Below are 24366 nucleotides of genomic sequence, written 5' to 3'. Positions count from 1 at the left end.
AAAATGGGTGTAAAAATTAAATTTACACCCATTTTGGTTTATTAAAAAGGCGCCAATTGACGCTTTTTATTTATAGTAATGAATGACAAGTCATTGCTGCTGGCTGCTCGATTCCCATCAAAGCAAGAACAGTAGGGGCAATATCACCTAAAACTCCATCATGTATGGTTTTTAAGTCTTTGTCTACCAAAATAATTGGCACAGGATTCGTTGTATGCGCTGTGTTTGGTGAACCGTCAGGATTAATCATTGTTTCGCAGTTACCGTGATCTGCAATAATGATAGTTGTATAATCATTGGCAAGAGCCGCTTCAACTACTTCTTTTACGCAAGCATCAACAGCTTCACAGGCTTTTATGGCCGCGCTCATAACTCCTGTATGTCCTACCATGTCGCCATTGGCAAAATTCAGACATACAAAGTCAACTTCGCCTTTGTTTAATTCTGGAACTAAAGCATCTTTCAATTCATAAGCGCTCATTTCTGGCTGTAAATCGTAAGTAGCCACTTTTGGAGAATTCCTCAATATTCTTGATTCTCCATGAAAAGGAATTTCCTGTCCGCCAGAGAAGAAGAATGTCACATGCGGATATTTTTCTGTTTCGGCAATACGAATTTGTTTTTTGTTAGCTTTCTCCAAAACTTCACCTAGTGTTTCTGTGATGTTGTCTTTGTTGTACACCACTTTTACATTTTCGTAGGTTTCATCATAATTGGTAAGCGTCACATAGTACAATTGTAATTTGTGCATGTTTTGCTCATGAAAATCTTTTTGCGAAAGCGCTTCGGTCAATTCACGTCCTCTATCGGTTCTAAAGTTGAAGAATATAACAACGTCATCTTCTTTAATTGTAGCAAGAGGTTGGTCTTTATCATCCACCATAATTATTGGGTGGATGAACTCATCAGTTACATTGTTTTTGTAGCTTTCTTTTACGCTGGCAACAGCATCGGTTGAGTGATTTCCTTCACCATTAACTACTGCATCGTAAGCCAGTTTTACTCTTTCCCAACGTTTGTCCCTGTCCATTGCATAATAACGACCAGTTATAGATGCTAGTTTTACGGTAGTATTGGCAATATAATTTTCTAAATCCTGAACGTATTTTTTACCAGATTTTGGATCCACATCACGACCGTCTGTGAAAGCATGTACGAATACATTGTCCAATCCGTAATCTTGCGTGGCATCGATTAATCCTCGTAAATGTGAAGTGTGAGAGTGTACACCACCATCAGAAAGTAATCCTAAAAAGTGTATTTTTTTGTTGTTTTGCTTGGCATATTCGAAAGCGTCAAGTAACACTTTTTCTTTTACCAAAGTTTTGTGTTCTACGGCAAGATTGATTTTGGCCAAATCCTGGTAAACAATTCTTCCAGCTCCTAGGTTCATGTGTCCTACTTCGCTGTTTCCCATTTGCCCTTCTGGAAGACCAACATGTAAACCATCAGTCCTAAGTTGTGCGCTTGGGTATTTTGTATAAAGACTATTTATAAACGGAACATTTGCATTATCAATTGCAGAAACTTTCGGGTCAGGAGATTTCCCCCAACCGTCTAAAATCATTAAAATTACTTTTTTGTTCATGGTATGAAATTTTTTGCAAAGATAACGGTTTCCCGAAAAATATAAGTGAGTCAAAACTACTATTATACATAAAAAAGAGAAGTGCAACAAATACTTAAAAATGTGTTGTAAAAAGTGATTTTTATTTCAATAAATGCAAAAAAAAACCTCAAAAACCCAATGTGTAAAATGAGATTTTTGAGGAGTTTTTTGTCCTATAAAAAGAATGGTTCTGTGTATAAGATATCTTTGTTATTAAGCAATTAGAATATGTTTTTCGCCTGATTGTAATCAATAAAATATTTCACACTAATTGATAAAACATGGTTCAAAACATTGTTTGTAAGCAATCCAGTGTAATTGCCTCCAAAATCTTTGTTTACTTCATTATCATATTTATTGGCATTGCTTCTGTATAAAATTGTGAGTTGGCTTCCAGGTGCAAACCACCAATTATAGGATAAATCTAAGTTCCAGGTGATTAAATTAAAATTTTTATTTTCATTATAAGTGTCGTTTGCAGCTAGTCTGCCATTTTCCTGCAGCGTATAAAAGTTTTTGTTTTCAGCATAAGACCAATAATAACGTGCAGAAAGGTCAAAATTCATTTTACTGTTTAATGAATATTTTCCGTTAAGTGTATTGGTATAAGTGACAACATTTCTATTGGCATAAATAATGGTGTTTGGTGGTAAATTTTTATTTCCCAAACTATTATCTACAAATCCTTTATTGTTATTTTGTCTAAAATAATTAAAATTGTAATTCAATGCCAAATGGTCGTTGAAACGATAGCGCGGGCTAATTTCAATACCGTAGGATCTTCTTCCGGACTCTTTTAAAATAGCCGCGGAAGGATAAACGTCAAAAGCAAATTTATTGTTGTAATTGCTAGATATTGAGAACCATCCGCCAAGTCTTACTGGGTCAAAACTGTATCGATTAGGCATTCTTGGCTCGTAATAATTATAGACCTCAATAGGTCTGTAGTTTATTCCAAAGCCTACGTAATGATTCTTTTTTGTAGTTGTATTTACATTAATGTTTAATTCATCCGCTTGCATTTTGTTTGTTTCTTTTTGAAACTGAGTGTACAGATTGATGTTGGTATTAAATGAGTTGAAAATTTTGGTAGGATTCAGAATTCTGTAACTGCTGTTTCCGTAAAAACTATAATAATTAGTTTCAAAATTAATCCCCAAATCGTTACTGTCGAAGTCTTTTGTAACCACGTTTGTGCCTAAACTGTAGCGGTATTTACCGCTTGTTTCGGCAATATTTAAAGTCGAATTAATTCCGTCTTTTTTGTTTTCGATATCATTTACATAACTATATTCAAAATTTCCAGAAAGATTATAAGTGTTTTTTGTGGTGTTTAAATCCCAAACCAATGCCGAAACATTCCCGTCTCTAAAAGAACCATTCCTTGTTACATTTGTGTTTACAAAAGAAACCGATGAGTTTTTATGGAATCTTTGGTCCAAAACCAAAATATTAAAATTGGTTACGGGCTCGACTTCTACCCTGTAGGTTTCTTGAGTAGTTGTGTTTTTTATTGTAGCATACGTTTTTTCGGTAATTGCATTCAGAAAACCAATTCCCAATCCGCCTTTTGTTCTTCCCGAGACTTTAATAGCGTTGTATAAGTTTATATTTGCCGGATTATCAATAATTTCTTCTTCTGTTTTTGTAACCGGTGTATAGGCGGGAGGACCACCAATTCTTCTGGAATAGAAAATGTTTCCTTTGCTGAACAAATCGGTTCCTTCAGTAAAAAAACCTCTGTTTTCATTAAATTGTTGTTCGAAAGGTGTTAGGTTGAGTACTTTGTCATCGTATTTGGTTTGGCCAAAATCAGGAATAAGCATGGCGTCTAATGTAAAAGCGTCGTTTATCCCATATTTTATGTCCAATCCTCCTTTTAATTCTCCATACGTTTTTTGATAGGCATTGGCGTAAGCGTAAAATGAAGCATAAGGCAATAAGAAAAGCCGAGTAGGTGTTTTTACGTTTTCGATTCCATCCAGAGTTCCATTTTGTTGAGTAAATGTCCCGATTTTCGAATCAATAAAATTCCAAGAATATTTTTCGCGATCCCGTCTTATTTCTCTAAAAAAATTAATACCCCAAGTTTGTTTTTGTTCACTCGAAAAGCGCATTGCTGCATACGGAATGCGCATTTCTACCACCCATCCAAAATCTGTAATTGTGGTTTTGCTATCCCAGACTGCATCCCAGGAATAATCTTCTCCATTGCTGTCTGTTGCCAAGCAATCGGCTTGTCCATCGGCAGCATTAACAAAAAACTCGAAATTCTGTTGACCATCGTTGTAACCATTAATGAAAACACCAAAAAAATCGGCAGTGCCAAATTCATCTCGTTTGTTGATTTCTTTTAAAATTTTGCCCGGCTCATCGTCGTATAATAATGCTCCTATGTAAATAGCATCATTATCGTATAAAACGCGAACTTCGGTTCTTTTGTTTTCGGCTACAGTTTTGCCATTATCGGGTTGAAACATGATAAAATTGGTAGCAATAGGTACGGATTGCCAAGCGGTTTCGTCTAATTTACCGTCAAGTGAAATTTTTTCAGAAATGAATTTTGTTTGCAAAGTTTTCTTCTGGCATAAGCCAATAAATGAGCAAAATAGGAAACTTACTAGAAACAATTTTTTCATGACAGGCATATTGGAATTATAAAATTAATAAAAACCAACTGATGCAAATTCGATGAAATTTTTTGAAAAAGAAAGGTTTGGGTTAATAGACTCCTTAATTTGGGTATTGTTACACTAGATGTATTTAATTTTTAAAAACATTTTTAGCATTATTGTAATCTATTGAATAGCGAATGCTTACCGATAAGATGTGATTGAGATTACTATTGAAAATGTTTTTTAAGTTATTTGGAAGATCAGTTTCGACGATATCTGTCCTTTCTAATGCCGAATTTCGATATAAAAATGAGATTTCACTTCCGGCAGCAAACCACCACGAATAGTATAAGTCAAAATTCCATGAATTGAAATTTCGATCTTTATTTTCAGAATATGTTGGATTAGGAAGTAAATGACCATCATCCTGCAAAGTAAAAAACTCATGATTGCTTGAGCAAGACCAGTAATATCTTGCTGTCAAGTTGATTGTCATTTTATTGTTTATGGCATATTTTGCAGTAAGATCTTCTTGAAGAATCTCCCTATTTCTTTCGGCAAAAATAATATCATCATTATCAAAAGCCACCCATCCTCTATCATTCTTTTTTGTGGTGTAATCAAAAGCAAAGTCTAATGAGATTTTGGTATTAAAACGATATTTTGGGCTGGCATAAATGCTGTATAAAACACGGCCTTGTTCATCAAATTTTGAAATCGTTGGTGTTATGGCAAGAGTAAAAGCATTATTTTGGTTGGATGTGAAGTTTACATAAGAGCTGATTCTTCTTGGAATATACGAATATTTTCCAGTTGCTCGGGGTTCATAAAAATCGAAAGTTTCAACTGGATTGATAACTAATGCATATTCAAAATAATTGTTTTTTAATGATGTCGCTTGGATCAAAGTTTTAAGCCAAAACTCTTGCATTTTATTGGTTGTGTTTTGTTTTTCGATATTGGCTTCTTCACTAATACTAAAGGTGTTAAAAACTTTTGTGGGGTTTAATATTCGATAGCTTATGCTGCCATATGCATTTTTGTAATTGTTTACATAAAGAATTCCTAAATCATTTGTATCGTAGTTCTCCGAAAGGTATTTGGCCGATAATCCATATCTAAATTTTCCGCTTGTTTTTTCGAAATTCAGGGCTGTTTTAAATCCATCGTAATCTTCAACTGTCTTGACAGTGCTATATTTAAAATCTCCGTTTAGTGTGTAGGTGTTTTTTGTAGTGTTCAAATCGAATAATACTGCTGAAACATTAGCATCTCGAAAGCTGCCGTTTCTCAGAGTGTTGGTATTTACAAACGAAACAGACGAGTTTTTGTTAAATCTTTGATTAAGAACTATAACATTATAATTGGTTAAAGGCTCGACAACTTCTTTGCGGGTTTCTCCGGTGTCAGTATTCTCAATTGTGGCATAGGTCTTTTCGGTTATAGCATTCAAAAAACCAATTCCCAAATCTTTATCCGTTCGTCCGGTTAATTTAATCGCGTTTATTAAATCGACAGAGCTAGGAAATTCTACAAATTCTTCGTTGTCTGCAATCTCAGGAATGGTAGACGGAAAACCTCCAATTCTTCTGGAATAGAATAAATTTCCTTTGGTAAATAAATTAGTTCCTTCTGTAAAAAAAGGCCTGTTTTCATCTAGTTGCTGTTCAAAAGGGTCTAAATTTAAAATGGCATTGTCAAATTTGGTTTGGCCAAAATCGGGTACTAAAATTAAATCAAGTGTAAAGGAATCATTGATTCCGTATTTTATATCCAAACCTGCTTTAAAGGTTTGGTCTGAATTATAATCATCTTTTTGGTAATAATAAGAAGAATAGGGAATGAAAAAAAGACGAGTAGGAGGTTTAATGTTTTCAATGCCTTCCAGGATGCCTTCTTGAGCTATTACAGCATGGACTTCATTATTCACTCGATTCCAGGTGTATTTTTGAACATCCCTCTCTATATTTCGCATAAAATTGATGCCCCAAGTTTGTTTTTTCTCTTTAGGAAAACGTAGAGCAGCGTAAGGCAACTTTATTTCGACTACCCAGCCAAAATCGGTTAGGGTTGCTTTACTAAACCAAATGGCGTCCCAAGTAAAATCTTCGCTATCTTCTAGAGCAATACAATCCAGTTGAACGCCAGCAGCAGTTACAAAAAAGCGAAAATCTTGTTGACCATCATTAAACCCGTTAATGGAGACAGAGAAATAATCATCAACTCCCAAAACATCTCTATGCGTAATTTCTTTCTGAATTTTGCTCGGATCATTATCGTACATAACCGCTGATATATAAACCGCATCATTATCATAAAGAATTTTTACATCTGTTTTCTTGTCTTCGTTTATAAGTTTCCCATTGTCAGGTGTGTACATGATAAAATCAGTAGCAACATTGGCAGTTTTCCATACTTGTTCATCCAAGTTACCATCAATCGTAATTTTTTCTGTAATAGATTTCGCCTGAAGTACTTTCTTTTGACCATAAAGCACGCTGCTACCTATCACTATAAAAAAAGCAATTAATAAGCAGTATTTTGTCATAAAAAGTATGTTTTTGTACAAAAAAATGATATATTGTATTACAAATATATGTTTTGCAATAATATAATGCAAATTTTAAAATCGATTAAGTGTTAAATTTTACCGATAAAATGCGTTTTTGTTTTGATAAGTGTTTTTTATTTGTACTTTTGTTCTCCCCAAAAGATGTATAACTAAAAGATTTTCAATGATTTATAAGTCAATTCTTGCGTCGGTTTTTATGTTTTTTTCATTTACTTCTAGTGAAAAAGTAATAAATTCCTCAAAATTAATTCCTACTAAGAGAATCGCAGCAGTTGTTAAATCCAGTTTTGACGCCAAAGTCGAAATGGTTTACAATACATTGCAAGCCAATCAGTTTGAACTGCCAAAATTGGAGAGTTTTACTGAAGCTTTGAAAGGATTCTATATCTTAAAAGAAAAAGGATTAATCAAGAAAGACATTCTTACATTGGTTGACTTTAGTTTATCTTCTAATACAAAAAGACTTTGGGTTATTGATTTATCCAAAAATGTAGTTTTATTTCAATCACTAGTTGCGCACGGCAGAAATACTGGCGAAGAATTTGCAAATAGTTTTTCCAATTCTCCCGAATCGTTCAAAAGCAGTTTAGGGTTTTATGCGACTGCCGAAGTTTATAATGGAAAACATGGACTTTCACTTAAGCTAGATGGTTTAGAAAAGGGATTGAATGATCATGCACGCGAGAGAGCGGTTGTAATTCACGGTGCAAATTATGTTTCAGATTCTTTTATTAAAGGAAACAAAAGATTGGGAAGAAGTCAGGGATGTCCTGCAGTACCAGTAGAATTGGCAGCCGAAATTATTTCTGTAATAAAAGACAAATCATGTTTGTATATTTATCATCCATCTATAAACAAAGCTAAAGAAGAAAAACTAATCTCTTAGTTTTGCATACAAATCGGCATCAAGATTATAAATGTCGTCTCTGAAAATTAACTCGTCATTTTCGCTCCAAGCAGTCCAATACCATTGGTAGATTGCAAAATGTTTCTTTATTCCCAGAAAGATTGTTTTTTTAGTTGCTACAATTGAATCTATTTTTTCTCTCGAATACTGTATTGGGTCGTTTAATAAGAGTTGAGCAAATTCCAATGGATTTTCTATCCGAACGCAACCTGAACTCAAAGATCTATTATTTCTCTCAAATAAATTTCGATGATTAGTGTCGTGTAAATAGACGCTATGAGTATTAGGAAAAGTTATTTTTACAACTCCCAAAGAGTTATAATAGCCTGGCTTTTGTACGTATCTGTAACCATTTGGTTTTTTTTCATTCCAATCTTTGGGGTCAACTTCATTGTTTTTATTGTCAAAAATCGCAATGCTTTTATTTTTTAAGAAATCCCGGTTTTTTGTCAATTCAGGAATAATGTCTTCTTTTAAAATTGTCGGAGGGACTGTCCATGTTGGGTTGAAGACTACTGTTTGCAATGAAGAAGTCAATATGGGTGTTCTCCTTTTGATCTTCCCTACAACTATCCTTTTTGTCATGGTAATAGCCTGATTTTCGACTACATTCAAACTGTAATTTGGAATATTAATAAGAATATAATTCTCTGCAAATGACTTTGCAAACCATCTCCAACGCTCCAGATTGGCAATGATCTGGTGTTTTCGGTCTTCTTTGGTAAAATTAAGTGCAGAAATTGTGCTTTTCCCAATAATGCCATCAGATGTCAATCCATGACGCGTTTGAAATCTCTTGACCGCTTCAACAGTTTGTTCGTCATAATAGGAAGTGATGCTGTCTTTGGTTTTTAAATCGTTCCAAAACAGCAATCGCTTTTTGATGTTAATAATGGCTTTATTAGTATCGTTTGGCTTTATTTTTTCTTCACTAACGATTTTCATTAATGTATCTTTAGGAAATTCATTGATGAGCTGTAACGCTTTAATTAATTTTTTATAAGTCAAAGCTATGGGTTGACATTTTTCTATTTCTTCATCAAAAGAATCGTCATCTAAGGCCTGGTTTATGACCTCATTTGTGTTGAAATCAGGAATATGTAAATCCCAATTGATATATAATTTTCGAGGATTGAGTTTTCCGTTATGAAGATGGGTAAGGTATTTTTGAAAATTATAAGTAAGCAATAAATCATAATTTATTTGCTGGTTTTCATCTAATTCGGAAAATTTTTTTTCGAATTCCAGTAGCTTCGGAGTATTGTAATCTAACGGATTTAATCCTTCGGTTTCGCAATTTTTAAGATATTTCAGGACTGTTTTTCTATATTTTTCTAATTGCCAAACGGTTTTATTGTCGTTGGAATCATAAAAATCAGCCAGTGGTTTGCTTTTGAATGGAGCTAATGAAAGAGTGTCTATGTCGAGAATTGACCCTTCTTTTTCTGAGCTTTTAGAATTTATTAACGAGTCAATTGTAGACTCTTTTTTACAACCGATCAGAACTATAAAAAATATATATAAGTAGAGTTTATTCATTTTTATTTTTTAAACATTAAATCATATTCTCCAACACCTTCGATTTCGAACCAAATACCTTTTTGATATTTTTGTTTTGACATTGAACTAAGGCTTTCTTCCAAAATTTGATATTGCTTTTTGTTTACAAAGATGCTGTTATTATTTTTGAGTATCAATATAATTCCTACTCTTTCATTTTTTTTAAACAATCAAAATAATGTGTTGATGGTAAATTGTCTCGATCAAATTGCTAACTTTAGATTGGTTTTCCCTTACTTAAGATAGAATGTCTAACATAATAAGTGCCTAAAACGCTTGTTTTTTTGATGTTTTGAAAATGAAATGAGAAAAAATAAATGTATAACAATTTAGTTTTAAAATGGTTGTAAAAAGCAAAGGTTAACGTGGATTTATTTTTCAAAAAAAATTTGCAAATAACTATTTTTATTAATTATCTTTGCCCCTCAGTAATGCGAAAGTAGCTCAGTTGGTAGAGCTCCAGCCTTCCAAGCTGGTTGTCGCGAGTTCGAGCCTCGTCTTTCGCTCTAAAATCAAATTTATTTTTGGTTTAAAAAGGGTAAAATTTTAATGATTAATGCGAAAGTAGCTCAGTTGGTAGAGCTCCAGCCTTCCAAGCTGGTTGTCGCGAGTTCGAGCCTCGTCTTTCGCTCCAAAACCTCAAATGTAAGTTTGAGGTTTTTTTTTATCTAAAAATTTATTTTTTAAACCATTAAGATATTGAGATACATTAAGAGTTTTTTAAAGCTTAATTATTCTTAATATCTTAATGGTTTATTTTTTTAATGTGAGTTTTAATTTAAAAAACTCAAATCACTTCCTGTTTCTAGTTCTTCGGGTAATTGGTTTTGTCTGAAAAGGCGTGCTTGCAAATTTCCTTTTAAAATAATTTTATTTCCTTTAACTTCAAGCCAACTTCCTTCGCGTAGCCCCAAAACGGGTAATGAATTAAATGCATGAAATTCTTTGATCCTTGTTTCTCTGGTTTCTCCCATGTGTTGAGAGTTAATGTCTGGATCCAAGTAATGCGGATTCAAATTAAATGGTATTATTCCCAAGGTTTGAAAACTGGGAGGATAAACTATTGGCATGTCATTTGTCGTTTGCATTGTCAATCCGCAAATATTGCTTCCTGCACTGCATCCCAAATAGGGAGTTCCTGCTTTGATTGTGTCAGCCAGTATCGTCATAAGGTTGAACTTGTACAATTGAGAGACCAGTAAAAAAGTATTTCCCCCACCGGTAAAAATCCCTTCTGCATTTTGTATGGCTTCTGTCGGATTTTCAAATTCGTGAATTCCTAGTACTGCGATATTTATTTTGGCAAAAGCCAAAGCAACTTTTGCGGTATAGTCCTCATGCGTCATGCCGCTTGGTCTTGCAAATGGAATAAAAAGCAGCGTTTGGCAATCTTTAAAATGCAAACGCAATTCTGGCAATAAATAGTCTAGATAGCCTCCTTCGTGAAGCGTTGAGGTACTGGCGATGATGCAATTTTTCATTTTTTGTCTTGATAAGATTTTGTAAAGGTATAAAATGAATTTTTTTTGGAGTGTTGAAACAATGGTTTTAATTAACAAACTTTTACCAAACCATTAGTAATTAATTTGGATGGGATTGGAATACTTTTACATTCTATAAATGAAAACTATGACTAAAATTATACTTTGTTTAATTCAATTTTTAGTATTTACGGCTTTTCAATTCGTTCCGAAAGAGTCTTCAAATGAAGGTTTGGCTAATAAAAATGGCATAGAAATTCAAGACACAAAGTCAATAAAAAAGGAGCAAACAAAGGTGCAGCAGCCTTTGAGTGCCTTGAAAAATAATAATTAATGATTTCAAAAAAGAAATCATTTTTAAATAATCAATTCATTTGTGAAAAATAATTTTACCTTTTTATTTATTTTCATTTTACTTAGTCAGTTAGTGACGGCACAAGTCAGTACAGAAAAATGGATTAAAGGGCAAATAACTTCCAATTTTATTCCGTTGGAAGCTGTAAATATTACTAATTCAAATAGTAAAAGGAGTGCTGTTTCAGATTCGTATGGGAATTTTTCTGTTCTAGCGAAAGAAGGAGATATTTTGAATTTCTCTATTGTAAATTACGATCCGCTTCGAAAATATATAAACAAACAGGAATTCAATTTAGGTAGTATTGTTATAAATATGACAGCAATGAGCGTTGAATTGAGTGAAGTCATTATTAATAAACATCCTGAAATTTCAGCAGAAAACATGGGATTAATTTCCAAAGGTCAAGTAAAATTGACACCTGCAGAACGAAAACTTAATGCGGGTTCTGGAGGAATTGTTGGCGTTATAAATGCATTAACTGGTGAGTTGGAAAATCTAAAAAAGAATATAATTGTCGAAAAAAAAGAAATTTTAATGCACAAGCTAGAATTTCTTTTTGAGGATAAGTATTACATAGATGCCCTAAAAATACCTGAAGAACAGATTAAAGGTTTTCAGTATTATTGTGTTGAAGATTTAGATTTTGAGAATGCTTTGAATTCTAAAAACAAGACAATGTCTATGTTTTTGATTGTTGGACTGGCGTCAAATTACAATAAGAATAGAGCATCCGATCAAAATGACAAATAGCTTTAGAAATTATAAATCCAATCCATTGTTTGTGAAAAATAATTTTACTTTTTTATTTCTTTTCTTTTTTCTTGCTCAGTTGCTGACGGCACAAGTCAGTACAGAAAAATGGATTAAAGGGCAAATAACTTCCAATTTTATTCCGTTGGAAGGTATAAATATTACTAATTCAAATAGTAAAAGGAGTGCAGTTTCAGATTCTTATGGGAATTTTTCTATTCTGGCAAAAGAGGGTGATATTTTGATTTTTTCATCTGTAAATTACGATCCGCTTCGGAAATATATAAACAAGGAGGAATTCAATTTGGGTAGTATTGTTATAAATATGACAGCAATGAGTGTTGAATTGAATGAAGTAATTGTGAATAAACATCCTGAAATTTCTGCCGAAAACATTGGAATTATTCCTAGAGATCAGGTAAAGTTAACTTCAGCTGAAAGAAAATTGCAAACGGCTGGAGATTTTAAACCTATTCATTTATTGGGTTTATTGGGTGGTCTTTTGGCCGTTGACCCCATTTTGAACGCGATAAGTGGTAGAACTAAAATGCTCAAAAAAGCGGTATCAGTTGAGAAAAAAGAATTTTTAATGGCGAAATTAGATGTATTGTTTGATGCGAAATATTACATAGAAACCTTGAAAATTCCCGAAGAACAAATTAAAGGCTTTCAATATTATTGCGTTGAAGATACCGATTTTGCGAATGCCTTGAATTCTAAAAATAAGACTATGTGCATGTTTTTAATAACAGGATTGGCGTCCAATTATAATAGCAATAGAGAAATTAATGACGAAATTCATTAGTATTAAACGTAAACCTTTATCCAATTTTTGTGAAAAATAATTTAATTATATTGCTTGTTTTCTTAGGTCAAAATCAGTTCTTGGCCGCGCAAAACAATGTTGAAAAAATCATTACAGGTACTGTAGTTTCAGACACCACAAAACTAGAAGGAATCAGTATTTTCAATTGCGCTAACAAAATGATTGCAGTTTCCGATGAAAACGGATGTTTTTCAATTGTGGCAAAAGATGGAGATATTTTGAATTTCTCAAGTATAGATTATAAGTATTTGCGGAAATACGTTTACAAACACGAATATCAATCGGGTATAATGGAAGTTAACCTGACTTTCAATACTGTCGAATTGGAGGAGGTTGTTATAAATAAATACGCAAATATTACCGCAGAAAATTTAGGAATAATTCCGCGAGGACAAATTAAATTTACTCCACAAGAGCGGAGGTTGTATTCCAATTCTGGCGGAATTCAAGGACTTTTTAGTTTTGTTTCGGGCGAAAGGGATATCCTTAAAATGAATGTTGAAATTGAAAAGAAAGAGTTTCTATTAAAAAAAATGGAATATCTTTTTGGAGATAAATATTACACAAAAACGTTACATATTCCCGAAGAACTTGTCAAGGGTTTTCAGTATTATTGCATAGAAGATACCGAATTTGTTAAAACTTTAAATTCAAAAAACAAAACAATGTGTATGTTCTTGATCACAGCTTTGGCTTCGGATTACAATCAAAAAAGAATATGCGAAATAAATTAGGATTGATTGTTTTGTTTTTAGTAGACCATTGTTGTTTTAGCCAGTCCGCTTAAAAAAATAAAGCAGTTATGTTTTTTATAAAAGAATAATAGTTACTGTAGGCAGATAGATTAAAATAAAGTTGTAAATTTAATAAGTGAAAAGGTGTATTATTCTACAACGATTCATTTTTTAAATTTAAATAAACTAGATATGAACGGTAAACTAAGAATTCTAATTTTGTTGTTGTGTTTTCAATTTGGTTTTAGTCAAGTCCTGACAAGAAAAACGGTACATGGAAAAGCAGTAAATGATTCAATTGCAGTAGAGAACGGTTTGGTTTTTAATCTGAATGCAAAAACAGGTTCAATTATTGACCCCCAAGGGCATTTTAGTATATTGGCAAAAGTAAAAGACACATTGGTTTTTACAAGTTTAGGATTCAAATCAAAAAGAATAGTTCTTTCAGACAATGATATCAAAACTTCCTTTTTTAGAGTAAAATTGAATGCTATTGCGAATCAATTGATAGAAGTTGTGGTATATGCCAAAAATGGTCCTCATCCTGAATTTGGAAACACACAAAAAATAGTTGACACTCAATATTATGGTGATAAAATGTCGTCTCCAGTCAATAATTTAATACCGCCTACCGGGACAGGAGACCCAAATAATTTGGATGTCATTCGGGTTTATAATAAAATTTTTAAAAATTTATTAAAAAACAATCCTGAGAAATCCGATTTAGTTTCGGATATGAGTTTTACATCGGTTGCATTACAAAGCGTCAGTTATTCGTTTTTTGTAAATGATTTAAAGCTGCATGAGGATCAAGTTGGTCTGTTTCTTTTATTTTGCGAAAACGATCCAAAATCTAAAACATTTATTTCTCAAAATCAGCAATTTGAAATCATGGATTTTTTGATTTCTAAAAACGTCGAGTTTAAAAAAATTGCTACTTTTGAAAAATGAAAAAAATAATTGTTTGTATATTCTTTAGTGTTTTTTTACTCTCATTGAGCAGTTTTGGCGTTCATAAATTTTATATGGCGATTTATCAAATAAATTATGCTCCCGAGAAGAAGATGCTTCAAATTACTGCGCGTATTTTTTTGGACGACTTGAATAAGGCTTTGGAGAAAAAATACAAAAAAAAACTCTTTATTGGCGGCGATAAGGAAACCGAAGAAGGATTAATTTTACTTAAAAAATATCTTGCCGAGAATTTCTCTTTAAAAGTAAACGGACAAACAAAAACCATGAATTTCTTAAGTAAAGAAATAGATGGAGATGTACTTGTTTGTTATTTGAATGTAAAAGAAATATCTAAAATCACTTCACTCGAAATCAACAATTCTGTCTTGATAGATTGGATTTCAGAACAGCAAAACATTGTTCATATAACTGCTTTTGGCATTAAAAACAGTTTCCTTTTTACAGACTCTTCTACAAAACAAGTGTTAAAATATTGACAGATAATAACAAATCTAATTATAATTGTTATTTTCACGCCCTAAATTAACCCAATTCTAGTTTATGAAAAAATTCTCATTATTATTTATTCTTCCCTCTATTTTATTGGCGCAGGAAAAAGCGGTTACTGCTCCAGCAAAACAACCGGGAAAGTATGACACCAATAAGTTCAGTCAAATGTATGATTTATTGGCTACGCCCAATATGTTTCGTACTGCATCAGGAGCCCCAGGTCCAGCATATTATCAACAGCAAGCCGATTATAAAATCGATGTGGAACTAGATGATAAAAACGCTAAATTAAGTGGTTCAGAAACCATTACTTATTATAATAATTCTCCCGACAATTTGGAGTATTTATGGATACAGCTGGATCAAAATCAAGCTGCCAAATCTTCGCAATCTCCATTGGCGGAAAGCGAAAAAATTGACCAAGTTCTGCCCGTAAATAAATTTGCAAACGAATATTTGAAGCAAGGTTTAGATCGTGGCTTTAACATTGAATATGTAAAAGATGCGAAAGGAAATCCTTTGTCCTATACAATAAATCAAACGATGATGCGTATCAATCTGGCAACACCAATGAAGCCGGGTACGACTATGTCTTTTTCTATAAAATGGTGGTACAATATCAATAATTACCAACAAGACGGAGGTCGTTCGGGATACGAATTATTCGAAAAAGAAAATAACAGATTATATGTAATTGCACAGTTTTATCCAAGAATGGCAGTGTACAATGATGTTGAAGGCTGGCAGAATATGCAGTTTTGGGGTGGAGGAGAATTTGCTTTGCCTTTTGGGAATTTTGATGTAAACATTACTGTTCCAGCAGATCATGTTATGGATGCAACAGGAGAGTTGATGAACAGAAGCGAAGTGTTTACTCCAGAACAAGTCAAAAGATATGCATTGGCTCAAAAATCATTTGATAAACCTGTGGTTATTGTAACTCAAGCGGAAGCGGAAGCGGCCGAAAAAGGGTTTTCTGATAAGAAAAAAACATGGAAATTTAGCGCTAAGAACGTTAGGGATTTTGGAATAGCAACGTCAAGAAAATTTATTTATGATGCAATGGCGGTGCAATTGGGTGGTAAAGTGGTTATGGCAGAATCGGTGTATCCAAAAGAGGCCAATCCGCTTTGGGGAGAAACTTCCACCAAAACAGTTGCTCATACTTTAAAAAGTTATTCTTCCCACACTTTTGATTACCCTTATCCAAAAGCAGTTTCTGTTTCGGCAGAAGACCAAGGAATGGAATATCCTATGATTTGTTGGAATTTTGGTCGTCCTGATGAAAACGGAGTGACTAGTGAACAAATAAAAAACGGAATGATTGGTGTTGTGATACATGAAGTGGGACACAATTTTTTTCCAATGATTGTAAATTCAGACGAGCGTCAGTGGACATGGATGGATGAGGGCTTAAATTCTTTTATGGAATATATGGCTGAACAGGAATTAGGAACTAATTTTCCTTCCAGACGTGGCCCAGCCAAAAATATTGTTCCCTATATGAGTGGTGATCAAAAGTTCTTGGAACCAATTATGTCGAATTCTGAGGGTATTATTCAGTTTGGAAATAATGCATATGGAAAACCGGCAACGGGACTTAATATTCTTAGAGAAACGATTATGGGTCGTGAGCTGTTTGACTATGCATTCAAAGTTTATGCTAATCGTTGGAAATTCAAACACCCAACTCCAGAGGACTTTTTCCGTACTATGGAAGATGCTTCGGCAGTCGATTTGGATTGGTTTTTTAGAGGATGGTTTTATTCAACAGATTTTGTAGATATTGGGATTAATGAGGTAAAACAATATTATGTTACAGAAACTCCAACTGCCGCTCTAAAAGATGCCAAAGTGAGAAAAGGTCGTTCTGGGCAAGAAAAAGGACCGTTTGTTTATTTGATTGCTGGAGATAATGCCGAATTGAACCCTGCTTCTAAGAAAGCTTTGCAAATTGATGAAGTGAAACTACTTTCAGATTATATTAATCAAAATCTTTCAGCAGAAGAAAAAGCAACTTTGAAAAACCCAAAATATTTTTACGAGGTAGAGTTCAATAAGCCAGGCGGAATGCCAATGCCAATTATTGTTCAAATTACATACGAAGACGGAACAGTTGATAATTACAAATATCCAGCACAAATTTGGAGAAAAAACAATGAAACAGCCAAAAAGGTTTATGCAACAGATAAAGCAATCAAGCAAATTCTAATCGATCCAAAACTGGAAACTGCCGATATTGATGTGACCAATAATGCTTGGCCTAAAGTAGAGGTAAAATCAAAATTTGATTAATTTAAGAAAGTAGGCACTGAGTTGCTAAGGTGCTAAGTTATTAAGATTTTTAAAGCTTAATAACTTAGTGTCTTAGCAATTTTTTTTAAGACAATTTTAAAAGACTAAGTTTCAAATTTTAATATCTTTGCTCATTAAATACAAAAATTATGTTTGGAATAGGAGGAGGCGAATTAGTTTTTATCATGTTTATCGTATTGATGCTTTTTGGGTCTGATAAAGTGCCTGAAATGGCAAGAACAATGGGTAAAGCGATGGCACAGCTTAAAAATGCAACCAATGACATCAAAAGTGAGATTCAAAAAGGAGCAGAGGCCAACGGTTTTGATCAGAAAATGTTGAACGACATAACGGGTGGTATCAATTCTGAAATCAATAAAGCCAAGACTAATCTTTTAGGGGAAACATCCAATACATTTTCTGGAATTGCAGATACATTCACATCCGAAGTAAATAAAACCAAAGACAGTGTGATAAGTGGTACTACAAATCCAGATGGTACACCACTTTTAGACGATTTAACAGGTCCTGTAAAACGCCAAATGTAATGCTTGAAAAAATACTTTCTCTAGATACACAATTATTTATTTATCTCAATGGTTTAGGGTCCGAAACGTATGACGGTTTTTGGCTTTTTATGACCAAACAAGTCAATTGGATTCCTTTTTTTTTACTTCTATTTTATCTCATTTATAAAAAACTAGGAATCAAACAAACACTGTATTTATTGCTTTTTGTTGCTGTTCTTGTAGCTGCAACAGATCAAATAACCAATGTGTTTAAATTTACTTTCAAGCGATTAAGACCTTGCAGTAATCCCGAAATCAATACTTTTATAAGAGTCGTTCAAGTGCGTACTTCGTTTGGTTTTTTCTCAGGACATGCGGCCAATACCATGGCAGTTTCGACCTTTTTGTATCTTATCTTTAAGAAACAATTCAAATATTTTGGATTTCTATTTCTATGGCCTTTAATTTTTGCTTACAGCCGTATTTATTTAGGTTTGCATTACCCACTGGATATTCTTTCGGGTTATTTGTGTGGACTAATTACTGGATATGCAATGTATAAAGCCTACCAATGGGCGATCAAAAAGGAAATTATTTCAGAAGGTAAAAAAAATCCGATTCGTTAGAATCGGATTTTTTTTTGAATTTTAAATCACCCTACTTACCGTCAATCCATCACGAATAGGCAATAAAACAGTTTCTACTCGTGGGTCATTTTTAAGCAATTGATTGTATTCGACCAGAATTTTGGTACTGATGTCATTGGGATGAATCGGTTCCAAAACTTTGCCGCTCCACAAAACATTATCGGATAAAATAATACCGCCTTTGTTCATTTTGGGCAAAATCATTTCAAAATAGTTTAAGTAATTTTCTTTGTCGGCATCAATGAAAACCAAATCAAATTTTAAATCCAGTTTCGGGATAATAGCGACAGCTTCTCCCAAATGTTGCACAATTTGCTTTCCCCAAGGAGATTTGTCAAAATGCTTGCGCTGAAAATCAACCAATTCTTCCTTGATGTCAATCGTATGCAACTGCCCGTTTTCCTGTATGCCTTCGCACAAGCACAAAGCCGAGTAGCCCGTGTACGTTCCAATTTCCAGGATATTTACCGGTCTAATTAATTTGGATAGCATACTCAAAACACGTCCCTGAAAATGACCGCTCAGCATTCTGGGCAATAATATTTTTTGATAAGTTTCTTTATTTAAAGCCGCCAGCAATGCAGGTTCTTTTTCGGAATGTTGTTCTATATAATCTTCTAATTCTTGGGAAATGAAATGCATTATTGTGTGGTGTTGAAATTTGCCACAAAGTTATTCATTTAACATTTATAAAAAAGGAGTTATATTTGATTTTGTAAATGGTTTGAATATGGGTTTTTAAAAATAATCAAGGTTGCGTTTTTTATACATTTCAAAATAATTGCATCATGAAATTGAAACTAAATTTGTTTATTTTCGTTATTGCTATGTCTCTTTTGAGTACAAAATGTGCTGAAGAGACTATTTTTTTTACTTTTAAAAATAATACAAATTTTAATATAGCTATGACATCCATAAAAGATACTGCTACATTACGAGAAATGTATGAAAGAGGAACTTATATTCAGTCTGAATTTAATACAGTTAGTGGTAGAATAACTAAAAAGATTCCGTTTATTGAATCAGATTTAAATTTTTATTATTCGACTAATGGTGAGTTTTATACTTTTTATTTTTTTAAATATTCAATAGTTGATAGATTTAACAATAAAATTATTTTCAATAAAAAGTATGATAGTATTAATGTTGCAATTGATGAAATTAATATTGGAGTAGAAAAAAATAATACTTTTATAGCTAATGCTGGTAAAATTAGTTTTTATAATAAATAGTCAAACCTTTTCTTATGAAGCTTTTTAAAATTACTCAAAAAACGTAAAAAATAACGACAGTAATCCTATATGTGACTTAAACAAAGCCAAGTTTGACGTCCAGAATGTCAAGTTTGACGTCTAGAGCGTCAAAAATGACGTGGTATAGGGTCAAATTTGACGTCAACAACGTCAAAAATGACGTCTAGAGCGTCAAAAATGACGTAGTATAGGGTCAAAAATGACGTCAGTAACGTCAAAAATGACGTCAACAACCCCATGTATGACGTCAACAACGTCAAATTTGACGTTTTTTTGTTTTTTAGATATAATATCTGTGACAGATATTTATTTATGGGAAGTTATTATAGTGTGCTTCTAATGGAAATAGATGGTGGAAACTGAAGAGTTTTATAAAAAGAATTTTTTTTTGGAAACCAATGCCCTAGCCCAGATTACTTCATTTTACTTTAATTTTATCGGAGTTCAGTGAACTTCATTTGCAGTGAAAATCCTTTTATTTTTTTTCTTTTAAAAAATAAAAGATTGTAGCGAATAGCCGGACACGAGTGAAACGAACTGATGAAGTAATTAGCTTCAAATGCTACTTTTCTACACTGCTGTACAATTACTTTTTTTTGTACAAAATAAAATTGACAATAATATCGTCTTTTACTTTTATGAGTCCACCCATTTTGGTTGGTGGAACAAGCTCAAGTTCTGAGAATTTTAAACCAATGGTGCCCTCCAGACTTTCTTTTGAATTTTTTAATACAAAGTCTTTGTACTTAACGTTTTTGTTGGTAATCAAAAAGTTAAGGTTGCATTTGTAATTGGTGGCAAAGGGTTTGATATTGGAAATGGTTACATAACTTTTAGGAAATTTGTCAACCATAATTGTGGTTTTGAGATCTTTATTCATAATTCTATTGCCACAATCAAAATTATTCATGGCAATTTCGGCTTTCAGATTATTTTGTACTGAAGAGTTTATAAAAATAGTATCCCGTTTGTTGAAGGCATTGGAACAATTGTATTTGCCTACTGTCGAGGTGCCTTGAATTTCTATCTCTATTCTGTCTATTATTATAAGATTGGTATCATCTATAAAAGAAATGGGTTTAGCACTTCCTAATGAAAGGAAAAGTGCCAAACCCATTATTATAATTGATATTCTTCTCATTGTTTAGAATGAAATAACTGCTTCAAACATTATACCGTTGTAATTACCTCCGTAAAAATCATTTGGTTGTGTTCCTACAAATTGAGTATACCCTTTGTAAGTTTGGTTTGTATAAGCAAATTTAGCTAATATGTTTTTAGTCATATACCAACCAATTGCTGGTTCAAATCTTGTTACAGTAACATCATCTGCATCAGCATTTTTTAGTTTTCCGTTTACAATATTGTATTTTGTACCTACATAAAGGTTATTGTGTGTTCCAAAACGGTAGATTAATTCTCCAACATATTGATCCACTTTACGAGTTTTATCAACACCTTTTCCATCTCCACCAGTAGCGCGTTCTAATGTTGCAAAGAACTCAAGACCTTTGTATTTTACAAAAGGGTTAATCATGTAGGATGTAGCCCAGTTTCCAAATCCAGGATTGAATCTTCCTGTGTCTTTGTTTGCTGTTGGGTCAAAAACGTTAGATGTTGGTGAACCGATGTTTGAAGGAGTTCCTACTGTACCGGCATGAGTCATCACTCCATAGTAACGGCTTCCCGCTCTGTCTGATGCGTATAGATTACCGCTTGAATTTGCAGTATGGTAGTATGATGCTGTGATTCTTACTCTCAAATCTTTGTCCAATTGTTTGTCGAATCCAAATTTAGCTAAAATAGTTGGACTAATTGTAGTATTTGGATTTGGAGCTGCTGCTGTTGGCGCTGCAGGAACAATTGGTGCTACGTTTTGGTTTAATTTTGAGTTGGTAGCTCCCAACATACTGATCCATCCGTTACGGATATAGTAAACTTCCATACCCATCTCTGTGATGAAGGCATCCATTACATTGTTTCCGATGAAAGCATTTGTTATCGCATAGGCATTGTTGGTTCTTCTAAAGTGAGCATCACCATAGTTGTTCTCCATTTGTCCAATTTTGATGGTAGTGTATTTCATTACATTTTTTAACAGTCCTTTTTTAATGAAATCCAGTTTGTCAATTTGCAAATATCCACCTTCTACCCATGTTTCGTTGTGGTGTCTTGCTGCAAGGTACATTCCTAAGTTTACACGTACCCCATCTGCCAATTGTGCTCCAATGGTCATGTTTGCAGTTGGTAAATTGAAGTTGTTTTCTAAGTCATTTAAGTGGTATCCTTGAACGGCTACTGGCAATTGTGAAGGCACTTGGTCGTTGAATGATTTCATTCCTTGAAATTGCAATGCAAAAGCAGCACCTAGATCAACACTTACACCTTCAAACGGTACAGAGTCTTTTACAACATCAAATACATTTATTGCGTTTTCGTTTCTTGGAATTTGGTTTTGTATGTGCCCAAATGAGACTTGAGCATTTGCTGCGGTCATACAGATAAGGGCTGCGGCTAAGAGATAGATTTTTCTCATGATTATTGTTTTTAGTTAAAGTTTAAATTGAATTTTATTGTTAGTTCTTCTCCAGTTCTAATAGTTCCCAATAAGGCAGTTGGAGATTTCATGCCAAATTCGGTAAATGTTATTTTGTTTGTACCTTGTAAGGTTACAATGCCATTAGCTACTGAAGTTTTTACTTGTGTTTTTAACACTTTAGATACGCCGGCTATTGTATAGGTACCTGTAAGATTCCAAGTAGTTTCATTTACTTTGTCTGCAGATTTCAAAACATATTTAATGTTTTTGAATTTGTCTGTTTTTAAAGTTTCGTAAGCTACTTTGTCCATACTCTTTTTTTCGCTTTTGATGCTTTCGGTAGGAAGCGTAATATCGATACTATTAATGTCTACCAATTTTGAATCGGTTACTGTAAGATTTGCAGTCCCTGTTCTTGAACCAGATTTCATTTCCCAATCGTGTAGCGTTGAGGTTCCAAATACTGAAAAATTTGTTTTTGCATCTAAGTTGTAGCTTTTTTGAGCATTTGCCGTAAATACAATTGCAAAGAGTGTTAATGCTGTGGTAATTGTTTTAAGAATCGTTTTCATAACTTTTTTTGATTAATTGTGATTAAGAAATTGTGAATGACATTTAAATTTTATTTCAATTTCTTGTTTAAATCGTACCTGTGATATTTATTGGTACAAATATAAAATGGAAATCAAAATGGGAATATGATATAAATCATGTTAATAAAAATATAAAAAATGTATAATATTCAGTAATGCTTTGAAAGTACTAATTATAATGTTTTTTATTGTTTTTCTTTAGATTCAGTTAAAATAAAAACGGGAGCAAGATTCTTTGTCTACGGGGGTTCACGAATTGTGATGTAAGAAAAAAGACTCTTTTATAGGATATGGTATTCAGATGCTTTTTTTATTTTATTTTATTTTAATTGTTAAAAAAAAATTTCGATTTGGGTTCGAATTGTGTCGTATTTCTTGCATTTTTTTTTGTTATGTAAAAATATAATTTTTTTTAATACAAAAAGATGTTTTTGTCTCATTTAATTTTAAGCTACTCTTTGCGATTATTCTTATCGAAAAAAAAACAGACAAATAATTGCCTTATTTTTCTTTTGCAAGTCGGTGAATAAGCTGGAATCATAATCATTTGTTTAAATTTTTGATGTCAAAACAACAATTCAACAAATTGTCATTAAATTTGCACCATGCAAATCGATAAAAAAGACATACGAGCACTATCCAAAGACCAACTGAGAGATTTTTTTGTAAACAATGGAGATCAGGCTTTCAGAGGGAATCAAGTTTACGAATGGCTGTGGAGCAAAGGGGCACATAGTTTTGAAGATATGACCAATGTGGCCAAACCAACTCGTGAGATGCTTGGAAATCACTTCGTGATCAATCATATAAAGGTAGATACCATGCAACGCAGCAGCGATGGTACAGTTAAAAATGCGGTCCGTTTGCACGATGGTTTGGTAGTAGAGAGTGTTCTTATTCCCACAGAGACCAGAACAACAGCCTGCGTTTCAAGTCAGGTTGGCTGTAGTTTGGATTGTAATTTTTGTGCTACAGCCCGATTAAAACGCATGCGTAATCTAGAACCTGCCGAAATTTATGACCAGGTTATCGCTATTGATAAAGAAAGTAGGTTGTATTACAACCATCCTCTCTCTAATATTGTTTTTATGGGAATGGGAGAGCCACTCATGAATTATAACAATGTTTTGAAAGCTATCGAAATGATAACTTCAACAGAAGGATTGGGAATGTCTCCAAAAAGAATCATGGTTTCGACTTCTGGAGTTCCAAAAATGATTAAAAAATTGGCCGATGATGAAGTAAAATTCAAATTAGCGGTTTCTTTACACTCAGCGATTGATGAAATTAGGTCAAGAATTATGCCTTTTAGTGCCAATTTTCCTTTGACTGATTTGAGAGAATCATTAGAGTATTGGTACAGAAAAACAAAAAGCAAAATCTCTTATGAATATGTAGTTTGGAAAGATATTAACGACAACAAAGCATCTATTGATGCCTTAGTAAAATTTTGCAAATACGTTCCCTGCAAAGTCAATTTGATAGAATACAACCCGATCGATGATGGCGAATTTCAACAAGCCTCTGAAGAATCAATAAATGCATACATTAAGGCATTAGAAGCCAGCGGAATTGTGGTAAAAGTAAGAAGAAGTCGCGGAAAAGATATTGATGCAGCTTGTGGACAACTGGCCAATAAAGAAGCTTAAATTTC

Annotated in this window: 21 protein-coding genes and 2 tRNA genes; 14 read left to right on the top strand and 9 right to left on the bottom strand. The window is 33.2% G+C overall.

The genetic code is table 11. The annotated features are described in order from the left end of the window. Positions 1-70: 70 nt before the first annotated feature. The 3 genes from gpmI to OLM57_RS01490 all read right to left on the bottom strand — a co-directional run bounded on the left by gpmI (position 71) and on the right by OLM57_RS01490 (position 6772). Positions 71-1588, bottom strand: a complete 1518-nt coding sequence (gene gpmI / locus OLM57_RS01500) for a 2,3-bisphosphoglycerate-independent phosphoglycerate mutase (protein WP_264565473.1) — start codon at positions 1586-1588, stop codon at positions 71-73. Between the two features lie 242 nt (positions 1589-1830). Continuing rightward, complete coding sequence (locus OLM57_RS01495; RefSeq protein ID WP_264565472.1) at positions 1831-4248, bottom strand: DUF5916 domain-containing protein; 2418 nt, start codon at positions 4246-4248, stop codon at positions 1831-1833. Between the two features lie 124 nt (positions 4249-4372). Beyond that, on the bottom strand, positions 4373-6772 hold the full coding sequence (locus tag OLM57_RS01490) for a carbohydrate binding family 9 domain-containing protein (RefSeq protein WP_264565471.1): 2400 nt from the start codon (positions 6770-6772) through the stop codon (positions 4373-4375). 187 nt (positions 6773-6959) lie between these two features. On the opposite strand from OLM57_RS01490, the gene OLM57_RS01485 reads away from it, so the two are divergent. Beyond that, complete coding sequence (locus tag OLM57_RS01485; RefSeq protein ID WP_264565470.1) at positions 6960-7682, top strand: murein L,D-transpeptidase catalytic domain family protein; 723 nt, start codon at positions 6960-6962, stop codon at positions 7680-7682. Here the strand turns inward: OLM57_RS01485 and OLM57_RS01480 are convergent. Further along, positions 7671-9242 (bottom strand): L,D-transpeptidase family protein, encoded by a 1572-nt coding sequence (locus tag OLM57_RS01480; RefSeq protein WP_264565469.1) that lies wholly within the window; start codon positions 9240-9242, stop codon positions 7671-7673. The genes OLM57_RS01485 and OLM57_RS01480 overlap by 12 nt on opposite strands. A gap of 454 nt (positions 9243-9696) precedes the next feature. On the opposite strand from OLM57_RS01480, the gene OLM57_RS01475 reads away from it, so the two are divergent. Both OLM57_RS01475 and OLM57_RS01470 read left to right on the top strand, forming a co-directional pair. Beyond that, positions 9697-9769, top strand: a tRNA-Gly gene (locus OLM57_RS01475). A 52-nt stretch (positions 9770-9821) separates the two neighbouring features. Further along, a tRNA-Gly gene (locus OLM57_RS01470) sits at positions 9822-9897 on the top strand. A gap of 139 nt (positions 9898-10036) precedes the next feature. On the opposite strand, the gene pepE is transcribed toward OLM57_RS01470, so the two are convergent. Then, positions 10037-10744, bottom strand: a complete 708-nt coding sequence (gene pepE / locus OLM57_RS01465) for a dipeptidase PepE (RefSeq protein WP_264565468.1) — start codon at positions 10742-10744, stop codon at positions 10037-10039. A gap of 148 nt (positions 10745-10892) precedes the next feature. On the opposite strand from pepE, the gene OLM57_RS01460 reads away from it, so the two are divergent. From OLM57_RS01460 to OLM57_RS01420, 9 genes are all read left to right on the top strand, one after another. Then, on the top strand, positions 10893-11078 hold the full coding sequence (locus OLM57_RS01460) for a hypothetical protein (RefSeq protein WP_264565467.1): 186 nt from the start codon (positions 10893-10895) through the stop codon (positions 11076-11078). Between the two features lie 42 nt (positions 11079-11120). Then, complete coding sequence (locus OLM57_RS01455; protein ID WP_264565466.1) at positions 11121-11852, top strand: carboxypeptidase-like regulatory domain-containing protein; 732 nt, start codon at positions 11121-11123, stop codon at positions 11850-11852. Next, the gene (locus OLM57_RS01450; RefSeq protein ID WP_264565465.1) at positions 11842-12657 is read left to right on the top strand and encodes a carboxypeptidase-like regulatory domain-containing protein; all 816 of its coding nucleotides are present in this window, start codon (positions 11842-11844) and stop codon (positions 12655-12657) included. The genes OLM57_RS01455 and OLM57_RS01450 overlap by 11 nt, the downstream gene beginning before the upstream one ends. A 29-nt stretch (positions 12658-12686) precedes the next feature. After that, complete coding sequence (locus OLM57_RS01445; protein ID WP_264565464.1) at positions 12687-13412, top strand: carboxypeptidase-like regulatory domain-containing protein; 726 nt, start codon at positions 12687-12689, stop codon at positions 13410-13412. A gap of 192 nt (positions 13413-13604) precedes the next feature. After that, positions 13605-14363, top strand: coding sequence for a carboxypeptidase-like regulatory domain-containing protein (locus OLM57_RS01440; RefSeq protein WP_264565463.1), 759 nt, complete (start codon positions 13605-13607; stop codon positions 14361-14363). Continuing rightward, positions 14360-14863 carry a DUF6702 family protein gene (locus OLM57_RS01435; RefSeq protein ID WP_264565462.1) on the top strand — a complete coding sequence of 168 codons (504 nt, stop codon included), beginning with the start codon at positions 14360-14362 and terminating at the stop codon, positions 14861-14863. Before OLM57_RS01440 ends, OLM57_RS01435 begins: the two co-directional genes overlap by 4 nt. 64 nt (positions 14864-14927) lie before the next feature. Continuing rightward, the gene (locus OLM57_RS01430) at positions 14928-17171 is read left to right on the top strand and encodes a M1 family metallopeptidase (RefSeq protein WP_264565461.1); all 2244 of its coding nucleotides are present in this window, start codon (positions 14928-14930) and stop codon (positions 17169-17171) included. Positions 17172-17320: 149 nt separating this feature from the next. Continuing rightward, positions 17321-17719: a twin-arginine translocase TatA/TatE family subunit gene (locus OLM57_RS01425; protein ID WP_264565460.1), complete on the top strand. Its 399-nt coding sequence runs from the start codon at positions 17321-17323 to the stop codon at positions 17717-17719. After that, positions 17719-18306 carry a phosphatase PAP2 family protein gene (locus tag OLM57_RS01420; RefSeq protein WP_264565459.1) on the top strand — a complete coding sequence of 196 codons (588 nt, stop codon included), beginning with the start codon at positions 17719-17721 and terminating at the stop codon, positions 18304-18306. The genes OLM57_RS01425 and OLM57_RS01420 overlap by 1 nt, the downstream gene beginning before the upstream one ends. Positions 18307-18327: 21 nt before the next feature. Here the strand turns inward: OLM57_RS01420 and OLM57_RS01415 are convergent, their stop codons facing one another. After that, complete coding sequence (locus OLM57_RS01415; RefSeq protein ID WP_264565458.1) at positions 18328-18969, bottom strand: O-methyltransferase; 642 nt, start codon at positions 18967-18969, stop codon at positions 18328-18330. 146 nt (positions 18970-19115) lie between these two features. Between OLM57_RS01415 and OLM57_RS01410 the strand changes: the two genes are divergently transcribed. After that, positions 19116-19559 (top strand): hypothetical protein, encoded by a 444-nt coding sequence (locus tag OLM57_RS01410; protein ID WP_264565457.1) that lies wholly within the window; start codon positions 19116-19118, stop codon positions 19557-19559. Positions 19560-20166: 607 nt separating this feature from the next. Here OLM57_RS01410 and OLM57_RS01405 read toward each other — a convergent pair. From OLM57_RS01405 to OLM57_RS01395, 3 genes are read right to left on the bottom strand one after another with little or no spacing between them, the layout of a single operon-like run. Beyond that, on the bottom strand, positions 20167-20721 hold the full coding sequence (locus OLM57_RS01405; protein WP_264565456.1) for a hypothetical protein: 555 nt from the start codon (positions 20719-20721) through the stop codon (positions 20167-20169). Positions 20722-20724: 3 nt separating this feature from the next. Next, on the bottom strand, positions 20725-22116 hold the full coding sequence (locus OLM57_RS01400; protein ID WP_264565455.1) for a hypothetical protein: 1392 nt from the start codon (positions 22114-22116) through the stop codon (positions 20725-20727). Between the two features lie 11 nt (positions 22117-22127). After that, positions 22128-22691 (bottom strand): YceI family protein, encoded by a 564-nt coding sequence (locus OLM57_RS01395; RefSeq protein ID WP_264565454.1) that lies wholly within the window; start codon positions 22689-22691, stop codon positions 22128-22130. 626 nt (positions 22692-23317) lie between these two features. Here OLM57_RS01395 and rlmN point away from each other — a divergent pair. Beyond that, on the top strand, positions 23318-24361 hold the full coding sequence (gene rlmN, locus OLM57_RS01390) for a 23S rRNA (adenine(2503)-C(2))-methyltransferase RlmN (RefSeq protein WP_264565453.1): 1044 nt from the start codon (positions 23318-23320) through the stop codon (positions 24359-24361). Positions 24362-24366: the final 5 nt, after the last annotated feature.

The sequence above is a fragment of the Flavobacterium sp. N3904 genome (genome assembly GCF_025947305.1).
Lineage (GTDB): Bacteria > Bacteroidota > Bacteroidia > Flavobacteriales > Flavobacteriaceae > Flavobacterium.
The sequence above is the reverse complement of the archived record's forward strand: the minus strand, read 5'-3'. Positions and strand labels throughout refer to the sequence as shown.